At 71.4% G+C, this 13,118-nt stretch carries 12 protein-coding genes; 11 read left to right on the top strand and 1 reads right to left on the bottom strand.

Annotation, left to right across the window (positions count from 1 at the left end; all coding sequences use genetic code 11):
* The first annotated feature begins 181 nt into the window (after nucleotides 1–181).
* Nucleotides 182–535, top strand: coding sequence for a hypothetical protein (locus CP978_RS12465; protein WP_043440256.1), 354 nt, complete (start codon nucleotides 182–184; stop codon nucleotides 533–535).
* Nucleotides 528–779: a hypothetical protein gene (locus tag CP978_RS12470; RefSeq protein ID WP_043440258.1), complete on the top strand. Its 252-nt coding sequence runs from the start codon at nucleotides 528–530 to the stop codon at nucleotides 777–779. The genes CP978_RS12465 and CP978_RS12470 overlap by 8 nt, the downstream gene beginning before the upstream one ends.
* A gap of 191 nt (nucleotides 780–970) precedes the next feature.
* On the opposite strand, the gene CP978_RS12475 is transcribed toward CP978_RS12470, so the two are convergent.
* Nucleotides 971–1,507 carry an HNH endonuclease gene (locus CP978_RS12475; RefSeq protein ID WP_043440260.1) on the bottom strand — a complete coding sequence of 179 codons (537 nt, stop codon included), beginning with the start codon at nucleotides 1,505–1,507 and terminating at the stop codon, nucleotides 971–973.
* 282 nt (nucleotides 1,508–1,789) lie between these two features.
* On the opposite strand from CP978_RS12475, the gene CP978_RS12480 reads away from it, so the two are divergent.
* From CP978_RS12480 to CP978_RS12520, 9 genes are all read left to right on the top strand, one after another.
* Entirely contained in the window at nucleotides 1,790–2,941 is a 1,152-nt protein-coding gene (locus CP978_RS12480) for a mechanosensitive ion channel family protein (protein ID WP_079162108.1), read from the top strand.
* Nucleotides 2,942–3,249: 308 nt separating this feature from the next.
* On the top strand, nucleotides 3,250–4,512 hold the full coding sequence (locus CP978_RS12485) for an ROK family transcriptional regulator (protein WP_043440261.1): 1,263 nt from the start codon (nucleotides 3,250–3,252) through the stop codon (nucleotides 4,510–4,512).
* Nucleotides 4,513–4,586: 74 nt separating this feature from the next.
* Nucleotides 4,587–5,918 (top strand): ABC transporter substrate-binding protein, encoded by a 1,332-nt coding sequence (locus CP978_RS12490; RefSeq protein ID WP_043440262.1) that lies wholly within the window; start codon nucleotides 4,587–4,589, stop codon nucleotides 5,916–5,918.
* 2 nt (nucleotides 5,919–5,920) lie between these two features.
* Entirely contained in the window at nucleotides 5,921–6,862 is a 942-nt protein-coding gene (locus CP978_RS12495) for a carbohydrate ABC transporter permease (protein WP_043440263.1), read from the top strand.
* Nucleotides 6,863–6,864: 2 nt separating this feature from the next.
* On the top strand, nucleotides 6,865–7,758 hold the full coding sequence (locus CP978_RS12500; RefSeq protein WP_043440264.1) for a carbohydrate ABC transporter permease: 894 nt from the start codon (nucleotides 6,865–6,867) through the stop codon (nucleotides 7,756–7,758).
* A gap of 110 nt (nucleotides 7,759–7,868) precedes the next feature.
* A complete protein-coding gene (locus CP978_RS12505) occupies nucleotides 7,869–9,170 on the top strand; it encodes a 6-phospho-beta-glucosidase (protein ID WP_043440265.1) in 1,302 nt (433 codons plus the stop codon).
* Nucleotides 9,161–10,138 (top strand): N-acetylglucosamine kinase, encoded by a 978-nt coding sequence (locus CP978_RS12510; RefSeq protein WP_043440267.1) that lies wholly within the window; start codon nucleotides 9,161–9,163, stop codon nucleotides 10,136–10,138. Before CP978_RS12505 ends, CP978_RS12510 begins: the two co-directional genes overlap by 10 nt.
* A 476-nt stretch (nucleotides 10,139–10,614) precedes the next feature.
* On the top strand, nucleotides 10,615–12,054 hold the full coding sequence (locus tag CP978_RS12515; RefSeq protein ID WP_043440269.1) for a hypothetical protein: 1,440 nt from the start codon (nucleotides 10,615–10,617) through the stop codon (nucleotides 12,052–12,054).
* Between the two features lie 14 nt (nucleotides 12,055–12,068).
* On the top strand, nucleotides 12,069–13,070 hold the full coding sequence (locus CP978_RS12520) for a glutamate ABC transporter substrate-binding protein (RefSeq protein ID WP_043440270.1): 1,002 nt from the start codon (nucleotides 12,069–12,071) through the stop codon (nucleotides 13,068–13,070).
* Nucleotides 13,071–13,118 lie beyond the last annotated feature (48 nt).

Genomic DNA, 13,118 nt, shown 5'->3' on the forward strand with positions numbered 1-13,118 from the left:
AACGTTGCCGCCACGACAAGGTCAACGCCCGGCCCACCGAGGAGCACGGCCGGGGACAGCCCGGGCAGAACCTCCTCACCCTCTGCGGGGACGATTCCCTCACCCGGGCCGGAGGCGGCGGGAATGGCGCTAGCGTGGTGCCCGTGGCAGAAGGGTGCTCGACGCGAGGAAGGGGCGGCCGATGACCATGCCGTACATGCACGAGGACGCTCCGCTCATCCCGCGGCCGGCGCTGACGCTTCCGGCGCTGCGGCAGGCTGTGGCGACGGTTGCGCCCTCCCGCCTGTCCGAGTTCTTCGAAGACCTGCAGAATGCGTTCGTCCATGCCGGGGACGAGGACAGCGTCGTACCGATCCGGATGTTCTACCGGCGATGGGGGGTCGTGGTCGAGATCGAGCGATACCCCGAGACCGCACGCCGCCTGCGCGCAGCCGAACAGGCCATCACTGACAGGGACCCTGCGGTCCGCGACCGTGCCATCGAGGAGGCCGCACACATCGTGCGCTCGGCGCACCGCGAGGTCGCCGGTGGCTGACTGGCGTTGGGAGTTCTTCCAGGACGATCTCATGGAAGGACTTCCGGAATCCGCTCGCGCGGAGACGGAAAGACTTGCCAACGAGATCGCTGTGCGGGAATCGATGGTGTTTCTCGAGGGCGCCGCCTATACCGGCCCCGGCCCCGGGGTGCGCACCGAGAGCCGCAGCCTGCTGATGCTCACCTACCTGACAGACGTCCGAGGTGAACGCATTGTCGTCGTACAGGTGAGCTGGTTCGGCTGAGCGGCCGCCACATGGTCACGCTCCTGGCATGGCCGATGCAACAGCCTCGGAAGGTCCGTGCGACAACCTGAGCCGACGGCACCGCGTGCCGCCCGGGCCGCGTGTTCGTGGCAGGCGGCCGTGGCGGCCCGGGGCCCGCGAGGGGGTGCGGGGCTCGGGCCGGCCGCCGGCAAGGTGAAGGCCCGGAATCGTCAGGCGGAAATGCCGTCGATCCGGGCCAGTGCGTCGTCCGCGCCGTACGGCTGCAGGTATGGCAGCCAGCGCGGGTCCCTATGCCCGGTGCCGATGATGCGCCAGGCCAGACCGCTCGGCGGGGCGGGCTTGTGATGCAGCCGCCAGCCCAGCTCGATGAGGTGACGGTCTGCTTTGACATGGTTGCAGCGGCGACAGGACGCCACCACGTTGTCCCAGACGTGCTGACCGCCGCGGCTGCGCGGAATGACGTGGTCGACGCTGGTTGCGACGCCACCGCAGTACATGCACCGGCCGCCGTCGCGGGCGAAGAGCGCGCGCCGGGTGAGAGGGACGGGCCCCCGGTAGGGAACCCGGACGAATCGCTTCAGCCGGACCACGCTGGGTGCCGGGACAGTGACGGTTGCGCTGTGCATAAAGGCGCCGGACTCCTCGAGGCAGATGGCCTTGTTCTCGAGGACGAGGACGAGCGCGCGGCGGAGCGGTACGACGCCGAGCGGCTCGTACGACGCGTTGAGGACCAGGACATGCGGCACGTAGGCCTCCTTGTACGCCGGCGGCGCGTGGCTCGCGCCGGGACGATCTGCAGCCAGTTTCCCCTCACGCCGGGTGTGAGCGCCACCATGTCCCGGTAACGGGCTGGGAGTGTTTTCGACCACACCGGATGCATCCCCCGATACGCGCCCCCTCACTTCACCCGGGCGCCCCCTTACTTCACCCTTACTTCCCCAGGTGAGCGCGGTCCCTTCCGGGGACTTCGGCACGATCCCCCCACGATGCCCCGTTAGTGTGGTGCTTCTGCCCGTCCGGTGCACCTCATGACCGCGACCGGCCTGGACCGACCGGCACCGGAGGCAGACGCGCATCTGGAGGTACCTGCCGTGTCCCTGTCCGCCCTGCTCGCCGCCGCCCCGTCCCCTTCGCCCTCACCGACGACGGGTCCCGTGGTTCCCGCGCTCCAGGACGCCCAGGAGCAGGCGACGAACGCCGCCAGCTGGGTCGAGCAGAACTGGTCGACCTGGCTCGCGATCGGACTGCGGGTCGTACTGATCCTGGTGATCGCGACGGTGCTCAGATCGGCGGTGCGACGGGCGATCACCAAGCTGATCGACCGGATGAGCCGCACGGTCGAGGCGGTGGACGGCACCGCGTTCGGCGGTCTGCTGGTGAACGCGGAACGCCGCCGCCAGCGCTCGCAGGCGATCGGCTCGGTGCTGCGCTCGGTGGCCTCCTTCCTCATCATGGGCACCGCGGCCCTGATGGTGCTGGCCACCTTCCAGATCAATCTGGCGCCGCTGCTCGCCTCCGCCGGGGTCGCGGGCGTGGCGATCGGTTTCGGCGCGCGCAATCTGGTGACGGACTTCCTGTCCGGGGTGTTCATGATCCTGGAGGACCAGTACGGCGTCGGCGACACCATCGACGCCGGGGTGGCCTCCGGAGAGGTGATCGAGGTCGGTCTGCGGGTGACGAAGCTGCGCGGCTCCGCCGGCGAGATCTGGTACGTGCGCAACGGCGAGGTCAAGCGCATCGGAAATCTGTCCCAGGGCTGGGCCACGGCCGAGGTGGACGTGGCCGTCCCCGCGAGTGAGGACCTGGACCGGGTGCGGTCCACGCTGGACGCGGTGGCCGGTCGGATGAGCAAGGACGAGCCGTGGAACGAGCTCCTGTGGGGCCCTATCGAGGTGCTCGGCCTGGAGAGCGTGCTGCTGGACTCGGTCGTGGTCCGGGTCTCGGCCAAGACGATGCCGGGCAAGGCGGTGCAGGTGGAGCGCGAGCTGCGCTGGCGCGTCAAGCGGGCCTTCGACGCGGCGGACATCCCCCTCGTGGGCGGCGCCCCGGCCCCGGTGGAGGACGCCGCCACGGTCGACCCCACGGCCGCGATGGCGGCACCGTCGGCGTATGCGAACCTGACCTCGCCCCAGGCCCAGGCGGCGTCCCCGATCCCGTCGGCGCCCCGCGGGGGCAAGTGACAGAAGCCGTACCAGGAAGGCGGTGTCCGGACGTCCCGGGCACCGCCTTCCGGCGTCACGGCGCCCGGAATCCCGTATCGGGCAACGAGTCGATCTCCGCCCGAACCAGGTCCCGAACCAGGTCCCGAACCAGGTATTGACGCCTCCCCGGCTCCGGGCCTACCTTCCTGCCACCAGCAACAGGAAACTTTCCTAACAGTGACCGGAAGGGGCCCGCCCGGCCAGGGCGGGCGCCCGGGACCCCGGTCACCGGTGGGCTTCCGGCGGCTCCGCCGGAAGACCGGACCGTCGAGGGGCAGGTGGGACAGATGGCAGGATCCGCAGGCACACCCGGCACCCCGCGCGTACTGCGCGCCATGAACGACCGCGCGGCCCTCGATCTGCTCCTTGAGCACGGCCCGCTCAGCCGCACCCGCATCGGCAAGCTCACCGGTCTGTCCAAGCCCACCGCCTCACAGCTCCTCGCACGCCTCGAAGCCGCCGGTCTGGTGAGGGTGACCGGCACCAGCGAGGGCCGCCCGGGCCCGGGCGCGCAGCTGTACGCGGTCGACCCGGCCGTCGCCCATGTCGCCGCCCTCGATGTCACGCCCGGGCGCATCCTCGCCGCCGTCTCCGACATCACCGGCAAGACAGTGGGCCTGCACGAGCTGCCCACTCCGGGCCGCCGGACCCCCAGGAGCCCGGCCCCCGAGGACTCGGCCGCGCCCGGGCGGTCGGGCCGCTCCTCCCCCGTCGTCCGCCAGGTCACCGACGCCCTCGACGGCGCCGTGAAGGCCGCCGGGCTCCCGCTCTCGGCAGTACACCGGGTGGTCATCGGCACCCCGGGCGCCTTCGACCCGAACACCGGCCGACTGCGCTACGCCTCCCATCTGCCCGGCTGGCACTCCCCCACCCTGCTCGACGAGCTCGCGGCGGCCCTCCCGATGCCCGTCGAGTACGAGAACGACGTCAACCTCGTGGCCCTGGCCGAGCAGCGGCTCGGCGCGGCCAAGGGCCACGACGACTTCGTCCTGCTCTGGAACCAGGACGGTCTCGGAGCCGCCCTCGTCCTCGGCGGCCGGCTGCACCGCGGCTGGACCGGCGGCGCCGGCGAGGTCGGCTTCCTGCCGGTGCCCGGCGCTCCCCTGGTCCGCCAGGTGACCCGGGTCAACAGCGGCGGCTACCAGGAGCTGGCCGGCTCCCAGGCCCTCCCCCGGCTGGCCCGCGAACTCGGCATCGAGGACGTACCCACCGGCCCCCACGCCGAGGCCGCCGCCGCACTCCTCGGCCGCGCCGCCGACCACCCCACCGGTCCGCACCGCGCCCTCCTCACGACGTACGCCACCCGGCTCGCCACCGGTCTCGCCGCGCTCGTCTCCGTGCTCGACCCGGAACTCGTCGTCCTCAGCGGCACCTCGCTCACCGCCGGGGGCGAGCCGCTGCGGACCCTGCTCCAGGCCGAACTGGAGGAGCTGGCCGCGTCCCGGCCGCGCCTGGCCCTCGGCGGTGTACCCGAACACCCCGTACTGCGCGGCGCGCTGGAGAGCGCCCTCGCCACCACCCGCGACGAGGTCTTCGACACCTCGCGCTGAGCCCCACCGGACCGCCGTCCCCGGCGCCCGGACCCGTCCCGGCCGCATCCCGCCCGTCCCAGGGAGACCCCGTCATGCCCGAAGTGATCCGTAAGACGGCCCTCGCCCTCACCGCGTCCCTCGCCCTCCTCACCACGGCCTGCACCGGACAGCCCTCCTCCGGGGCGAACGACGACGCCTCCAAGGACACCACCATCAACTTCTGGCACGCCTGGAGCGCCCCGTCGGAGACCAAGGCCGTCGACGCGCTCATCGCGGGCTTCGAGAAAACGCACCCCCACATCCATGTCGACGTGGTCGCCGACATGACCGACGACAAGCTCAACCAGGCGCTGCGCACCGGCGGCAGCAAAGCCCCCGACGTCATCTCCTCCTTCACCACCAACGATGTCGGCAAGTTCTGCTCCTCCGGCGCCCTGGTCGACCTCAACCCCTTCTTCGAGAAGTCGGGGATCGACCCGGAGACGACCTTCCCGAAGGCGATGAACGAGTACACCCAGTTCGAGGGCGACCGCTGCACGGTGCCGCTGCTGGGCGATGCCTACGGGCTCTACTACAACAAGACGGCCTTCAAGAAGGCCGGCATCACCGGCCCGCCCAGGACCTGGTCGGAGTTCGAGGCCGACGCGAAGAAGCTGACGATCGCCGACGGCGACGGCTATGAGCAGCTCGGCTTCATGCCCGACTACCACGGCTGGGAGAGCACCACCGAGCACTACTTCGCGCAGTTCTCCCCGACATACTTCGACAAGGACGGAAAGTCCGACCTCGCCGGGGACCCGGCCTTCGCCGCCGGTTTCACCCTGCAGAAGAAGCTCGTGGACGAACTGGGCGGTTTCCGGAAACTGGAGAAGTACCGCTCGAAGCTGGGTGACGAATGGGGCCCCAAGCACCCCTTCCACACCGGCCAGGTGGCCATGCAGCTCGACGGGGAGTGGCGCCTGGGCATGGCCCTGGAGGCCGAGCCGTCCTTCGAGATCGGGGTGGCCCCGCTGCCCGTGCCCGACGACCGGGCCGACCAGTACGGCAAGGGCTACATCACCGGCACCATCGCCGGCATCGCCGCCACCAGCACCAAGCAGAACGCGGCTTGGGAGCTGGTGAAGTACATGACCACGGACACGGACGCGGTGGTCGGCTTCGCCAACGACATCCACAATGTCCCCTCCACGCTGGCCGCGCTGAAGTCCCCGAAGCTGACGTACGACCCGCGTTTCAAGACGTTCCTGGACATCGCGGCGAACCCGCACTCGACCACCACCCCCGCGTCGGTCAACGGCGGTGTGTACCTGTCCACGATCCAGCAGTTCGGCTACGACTACGAGAGCGGCAAGGTCAAGGACCTCAAGGCGGGTCTGGAGCGCACGGCCCGGCAGATCGACACGGACATCGCGCAGGCGAAGTAGCCATGACCACCGTCACCCTCGCCTCGAAGCGCCGCCGGGCGGCGCTTGTGACGGCCGCCTTCATGTCGCCCTGGCTGATCGGCTTCGCGGTCTTCTTCGCCTACCCGCTGATCTCGACCGTCTACTTCTCCTTCATGCACTACAACGGCCTCCAGCCGCCGACGTGGCGAGGAGCGCAGAACTGGACGTATGTCTTCCGGGACTACCCGTACTTCTGGCCGGCGCTGCGCAACACCCTGTGGCTGGTGGTCGTCATGGTCAGTCTGCGGGTGATCTTCGGTCTCGGTGTGGGCCTGCTGATCACAAGGATCAGGACGGGCGCGGGGGTCTTCCGGACCCTGTTCTATCTGCCCTATCTGGCACCGCCGGTCGCCGCGACAATGGCCTTCGCCTTCCTCCTCAACCCCGGTACGGGACCGGTCGACTCCATCCTCGAGGCGATCGGCCTCCCGGCGCCCGGCTGGTTCAACGACCCCGCCTGGTCCAAGCCCGCCCTCACCCTGCTCGCCCTGTGGGGCATCGGCGACCTGATGGTCATCTTCATGGCCGCGCTGCTCGATGTGCCCAGGGAGCAGTACGAGGCGGCCGAGCTGGACGGGGCGTCGGCCTGGCAGCGGTTCCGCTTCGTCACCCTCCCGAACATCTCGCCGATCGTCCTGTTCGCGGTGGTCACCGGCGTGATCCAGACCATGCAGTACTACACCCAGCCGCTGATCGCCGGAAAGGTCGCCTCGGGCGTCATCCAGGGCGCCGGTACGCAGTTCGAGCCGGGCTTTCCCGAGAGGTCCACGCTCACCCTGCCCCAGCTCGTCTACAACCTCGGCTTCCAGCGCTTCGACTACGGCTCCGCCTGTGTGGTCGCGCTGGTGCTCTTCGCCCTGTCGATGGCGTTCACCGCGTTCCTGATGCGGCGCCGCGGCGGACTCAATCTGGCAGGTGACTGACCATGGCCCAGGTGCTCGACAAGCCCATGACCTCGGCCCCGTCCCTTCCCCCGGCCGAACGCACCGCCCGCCGCAGGGCCGTTCTGGAGTGGATCGCGGTCCATGCCCTCGGGGTGGCCGCCGCCCTCTTCTTCACTCTGCCCTTCGTGTTCGTGTTCCTGACCTCCCTGATGAGCGACAGCCAGGCGCTCAGCCGCGATCTGATCCCGCAGGTGTGGGAGTGGGACAACTACCGCAAGGTCTTCGCCACGCCCGGCTTCCTCACCTGGTGGCGGAACACCCTGCTCTACGCGGGACTGGGCACGGTCCTGACCGTGGTGTCCTCGATCCCGGTCGCCTACGCCCTCGCCAAGTTCCGCTTCCGGGGGCGGAGTCTGTCCCTGATGCTGGTGGTCTCGATGATGATGCTGCCGCCGCAGGTGGTCATCATTCCGATGTATCTGTTCTGGGCCAAGCAGCTGGACCTGTCCGGCACGCTCTGGCCGCTGATCATCCCGATGGCGTTCGGCGACGCGTTCTCCATCTTCCTGCTGCGCCAGTTCCTGATGACCGTCCCCGACGAATATCTGGACGCGGCCAGGGTCGACGGCTGCGGAGAGCTGCGGACGCTGATCGGGGTCGTCCTGCCCATGGCCAGGCCGGGCATCGCCGCCATCGCGCTCTTCCAGTTCTTCTACGCCTGGAACGACTACTTCGGTCCGCAGATCTACGCCTCGGAGAACCCCGGTGCCTGGACCCTCAGTTACGGCCTGGAGTCCTTCAAGGGCGCGCACCACACCGACTGGAACCTCACCATGGCCGCGACCGTGCTGGTCATGGCCCCCGTGATCCTGGTGTTCTTCTTCGCCCAGAAGGCGTTCGTCGAGGGCGTCACCCTCACCGGGGTGAAGGGCTAGGCCGTGTTTCGACAGGCACGGAAAGCGGATGCCGCACTCTCCCGGGGCCGGCCCACGGCCCCCCGGCCGCCCCGGACCGCCCCGATTATCCGGAAACGAGGGAACCTCCCATGAAACTCACCGTGGTCGGCGGAGGGTCGACCTACACCCCCGAACTCGTCGACGGGTTCGCCCGGCTCAGGGACACCCTGCCGGTCGAGGAACTGGTCCTCGTCGACCCGGCCGCCGAACGCCTGGACCTGGTGGGCGGCCTGGCCCGGCGGATCTTCGCCCGGCAGGGCCACCCCGGGCGCATCGTCACCACCCAGGACCTGGACGGGGCGGTCGAGGGCGCCGACGCCGTGCTGCTCCAACTGCGGGTCGGCGGCCAGGCCGCGCGGCAGCAGGACGAGACCTGGCCGCTCGAGTGCGGCTGCGTCGGCCAGGAGACCACCGGAGCGGGCGGCCTGGCCAAGGCGCTGCGCACGGTACCGGTGGTGCTGGACATCGCCGAACGGGTCCGCCGCACCAACCCCGAGGCCTGGATCATCGACTTCACCAACCCGGTCGGCATCGTCACCCGCGCGCTGCTCCAGGAGGGCCACCGGGCGGTCGGACTGTGCAATGTGGCGATCGGCTTCCAGCGGAAGTTCGCCGCCCTGCTCGATGTGGCGCCCGGGGAGATCCATCTCGACCACCTGGGCCTCAACCACCTCACCTGGGAGACCGGGGTACGCCTGGGCGGCCCCGAGGGCGAGAACGTACTGCCCCGGCTGCTCGCGGAGCACGGCGGTACGATCGCGGGCGATCTGCGTCTGCCCCGTGCCCTCCTGGACCGGCTGGGCGTGGTCCCGTCGTACTACCTGCGCTACTACTACGCCCACGACGAGGTGGTGCGGGAACTGCGGACCAAGCCCTCGCGCGCCGCCGAAGTGGCCGAGATGGAACGCCAGTTGCTCAAGATGTACGGCGACCCGGCGCTGGACGAGAAGCCGGCGCTGCTGGCCCGGCGGGGCGGCGCCTACTACTCGGAGGCGGCCGTCGACCTGGCGGCGGCGCTGCTGGGCGACGGCGGGGGCCCCGAGGTCTCCCCGGGCACGCGGACAGGAGGCTCCCCGTACCAGGTGGTGAACGTGTCCAACCGGGGCACCCTGCCCTTCCTGCCGGACGACGCGGTGATCGAGGTGCAGGCCGCGGTGGGACCGCACGGCCCGGTCCCGCTGCCCGTGCCGGCGGTGGACCCGCTGTACGCGGGGCTGCTGGCACAGGTGACCGCCTATGAGGACCTGGCGCTCGAGGCCGCCCTGCGCGGGGGCCGGGACCGGGTGTTCCGGGCGCTGCTCGCCCATCCCCTGATCGGCCAGTACGCCTACGCCGACACCCTGACCGACCAGCTGATCGCGCACAACCGGGAGCACCTCCCGTGGGCCTGACCGCAAGCGTCCTCGCTCTCGACGCGGGCAACAGCAAGACGGATGTCGCCGTCGTGGCCGCCGACGGCGAGATCCTGGCCACCGCGCGGGGCGGGGGCTTCAGACCGCCCGCGGTGGGCGTCGAGACGGCGGTGGACACCCTGGCCGAGGCGGTCCGGCGGGCCTTCGCCACGGCCGGCGTCAGCTCCGTCGCCCATGTCTCGGCCTGTCTCGCCAACGCCGACCTCCCGGTGGAGGAGGAGCGGTTGGCGGCGGCGCTGGACGCGCGCGGCTGGGGCGCGAGCACCGAGGTGCACAACGACACCTTCGCCGTGCTGCGGGCCGGTGTCTCCGAGCCCCTGGGGGTGGCGGTGGTGTGCGGCGCCGGGATCAACTGCGCCGGGATGCGCCCCGACGGACGCACCGCCCGCTTTCCCGCGCTGGGCCGTATCTCCGGCGACTGGGGCGGCGGCTGGGGCCTGGCCGAGGAGGCGCTGTGGTGGGCGGCGCGCGCGGAGGACGGCCGGGGCGGCCCCACCGCGCTGATGCGCACCCTGCCCGCGCACTTCGGGCTGGACTCCATGTACGCGCTCATCGAGGCGCTCCATCTGGAGCACCTCGCGCACGACCGGCGGCACGAGCTGACGCCGGTGCTGTTCGCCACGGCACGGGACGGCGACCCGGTGGCCCGGGCGATCGTCGACCGGCTCGCCGAGGAGGTCGTCGCCATGGTCACCGTCGCGCTGACCCGTCTGGATCTGCTCGGCGAACCGGCCCCGGTGCTGCTCGGCGGCAGCGTGCTGGCCGCCCGCCATCCCCAACTCGACGACCGCATACGGGAACTGCTGGCGGTCCGGGCGCCCGGGGCGGTGCCCCGGGTGGTCATGGCCCGCCCGGTGCTCGGCGCGATCCTGCTCGGCCTGGACCGCGTCCGCGCTCCCGAGGAGGTGCACGCCCGGGTGCGGGAACACTACGAGGGCACCGCCTGAGCACCGCCCGGCACCCGGCCGTCACCCACGGCTCCCGGCGACCGGCCGTTCCGTCCGGGAGCGGGGTGGGCCGTGCGGCCCCGAGCGGCCCCGTGCGGCCGACGGCCGTGCGGGCGCCTCCGGGCCCGGGTGTTCCGGAGCGGCGCGGCCGCAGGCTCGTCACGGCCGGCCGCCGCGCGGTTCCCCGCACCCCTCGCGGCGCGCCCGGACGCCGTGACTCCCCTCCCGCGGGCACCGAGCAGGTGACGGAGGGGAACCGAAAACCGTCATGTCGCGTTTTCCTCAGCGGAGGTGATCCCACGGAAGCCGGGCAGCAGAGTGACCGACAGCCGGCGGGCGTCGCCGTGATCCGGGGACGAGATCGGGCGAGGCCCTGTGCGGACACGGCTCCCGGCGACGATACTTGCCGCCGTGCACCCGCGTCCGCTCCCGCGCCGGAGCGGAGGTGACCGACGGATGACCATGGGGGAGGTCGAGTGACACACCTGCGGCAGGGCGGCACGCCACCGTCCGCGACGCAGATCGCGCCACCGGGGGCCACGGTGCCCGCGGCGCGGCCGGCCCCCGTACCGGCGGGCCTCCCCGCCCCGCCGCGTCGCACGGCCTTCGCCGAGGGCGCCGACCGGCTGCGCGTCGCCGCGGCCACCGAGCCCGGCCGGCTGCGCGTCATCGGCGCCGTCCTCGCCCTGCTGGTGGTGGCGTTCGGGGCCGTCACCGCCTGGCAGACGGCCGGCCGTACGGCCGCCGCCGACGATGTGCTGCACCGCAGCCAGCCGCTCAGCGCGGGCGCGGCCGACATCTACCGCTCCCTTGCGGACGCCAACACCGCCGCCTCCAGCGGTTTTCTGTCCGGCGGACAGGAGCCCGCCGCGACCACCGAGCGGTACGAGAACGACATCCGGGCCGCCGCGGCGGGGCTCGTCGCGGCCGCCGCCGGCACGGAATCCGGCTCCCCCGCGGCCAAGACCATCGCCACGCTCAACAAGCTGCTGCCCGAGTACAAGGGCCTGATCGAGCGGGCCCGGGCCAACAACCGGCAGGGCTTCCCGGTGGGCGGCGCCTATCTGCGGGCCGCCGACGAACTGATGCAGCAGCGGATGCTCCCGGCCGCACAGGACCTGTACACCGAGGAGAACCAGCGGCTGCGCTCCGACTACGCGGACGCGACCCCGTACCCCTGGTTCGCCCTCGCCCTCGGTGTGCTCGCGCTGGCCGCCCTGGGCTGGGCGCAGCGCCGCCAGTACCGGCGCACCAACCGGGTGTTCAACCGGGGCCTGGTCGCCGCCACCGCCTGCACCGCGGTCGCTCTGCTGTGGCTGGCCGTCGGCCACAGCGTGGCCCGTGCCGGGCTCAACTCGTCCTACGACGGCGCCGTGCGCTCGCTGAACGCGCTGCAGGACGCGCGCATCGCCTCTCTGAACGCACGCGGCAACGAGAACCTGACGCTGGTCAGCCGGGGCGCCGAGACCAGACAACTGCCCGACGGGACCGTCGAGGACGCCTACGACTATGCGTTCCAGCAGGACATGAAGACGCTCTCCGAGGGCCTGACCCGGGCCCGGGCCCTCGCCGACGACTCGGCGGGGGAGGAGCCCGTCAAGGCCGCCGCGGACCGGACGACGGAGTGGCAGCAGCGTCACAAGCAGGCCCGCACCGCCGATGACAACGGCGACTACCAGGCCGCACTGGACAAGATCATCGGCACCGGGAAGGACAAGCCCACGGGCGAGTCCTTCGACGCCGTGGACGCGCATCTGGCGAAGGCGCTGACGCATGAGGAGAGCCAGTTCCGGCAGGCGGCGGGCGACGGCCGGGACGCGCTGAGCGGGCTGCCGCTGGGGGCGGCGGTCCTCGCCGTGCTGGGCGCGTCGGGCGCGGTGCTGGGCATCGGGCGCAGGCTGTCGGAGTACCGGTGAGAGGGGGAGCGGCGATGATCGCACGGCGTCTGAGGGCGAGCCTGAAGGGCTGGGGCGGGGTGGGCGCGATGCTGCTCGCCTGTGTGCTCACCGCGGTGCTCGTCCTGCTGCCGCTGACCCGTGCGCACGGGGACGGGTCCACGGGCACCGGCGGCCCGGGGCTCGCCGACGCCACCCAGGTGACGGCCGATTCCTGCGGCGAGCACCCCGAGCGACTGAGCCCGGCGCCGTCCGCCGACCAGAGCGGCCCCGCGGTCACGGAGATCGTGAAGCGCGGCTATCTGTCGGTGGGCGTCGACCAGAACAGCTACCGCTGGGGCTATCGCGACCCCAGCACCAGGGGCGGTGACCTCGAGGGCTTCGACATCGACCTGGCGCACGAGATGGCACGGCAGATCCTCGGCGACGCCGCCGCCGTCCGTTTTCACGCGATCCCCACCAACCAGCGCATCCCGGCGATCCGAAGTGGGCAGGTGGACGTGGTGGTACGCACCATGACGATCACCTGCGACCGGCTTCGGGACGTGGCCTTCTCCGACCCGTACTTCGTGACCGGTCAGCAGGTCCTGGCGCCCAAGGCGTCGGGCATCACGGGCTACGACGCGTCGCTGGCGCACCGGCGGATCTGCTCGGCGGAGGGGTCGACGGCCGGTATCAGGCTGGCCGAGGACAAGAAGGACCACACCCTGCCGGCCTCCGCCGACATCTCCACCACCGTCCCCAACCAGCTGGACTGCCTGGTCAAACTGCAGCTCGGCGAGGTCGACGCGATCGTCACCGACGGCGCGCTCGCCGCGAGCCAGGCGGCCCAGGATCCGGCGGTCGAGCTCAAGGGAAGACCCTTCACGACCGAGTACTACGGCGTGGCGATGAACAAGCGGTCCGTGGATCTGGTGCGCCGCGTCAACCAGGTGCTCGTGGACTACGGCAGAAGTGGCTGGGGGGCCTCGTACGACAAGTGGCTGTCCCGGACCCTGGGCGCCGACTCGGCGTCCTCGCGCCCACCGTCCCGCTGACCGCACAACCGACCTGATACCACTGGAGAGTTGCCCCGGCGCACCGGG

This window comes from Streptomyces nodosus (assembly GCF_008704995.1).
GTDB lineage: Bacteria > Actinomycetota > Actinomycetes > Streptomycetales > Streptomycetaceae > Streptomyces > Streptomyces nodosus.

Excerpts from the sequence above, each read along its gene's own strand:
- CP978_RS12465 (WP_043440256.1), top strand. The coding sequence starts at position 182 with ATGACCATGCCGTACATGCACGAGGACGCTCCGCTCATCCCGCGGCCG.
- CP978_RS12480 (WP_079162108.1), top strand. The coding sequence starts at position 1,790 with ATGACCGCGACCGGCCTGGACCGACCGGCACCGGAGGCAGACGCGCAT.
- CP978_RS12485 (WP_043440261.1), top strand. The coding sequence starts at position 3,250 with ATGGCAGGATCCGCAGGCACACCCGGCACCCCGCGCGTACTGCGCGCC.
- CP978_RS12490 (WP_043440262.1), top strand. The coding sequence starts at position 4,587 with ATGCCCGAAGTGATCCGTAAGACGGCCCTCGCCCTCACCGCGTCCCTC.
- CP978_RS12495 (WP_043440263.1), top strand. The coding sequence starts at position 5,921 with ATGACCACCGTCACCCTCGCCTCGAAGCGCCGCCGGGCGGCGCTTGTG.
- CP978_RS12500 (WP_043440264.1), top strand. The coding sequence starts at position 6,865 with ATGGCCCAGGTGCTCGACAAGCCCATGACCTCGGCCCCGTCCCTTCCC.
- CP978_RS12505 (WP_043440265.1), top strand. The coding sequence starts at position 7,869 with ATGAAACTCACCGTGGTCGGCGGAGGGTCGACCTACACCCCCGAACTC.
- CP978_RS12520 (WP_043440270.1), top strand. The coding sequence starts at position 12,069 with ATGATCGCACGGCGTCTGAGGGCGAGCCTGAAGGGCTGGGGCGGGGTG.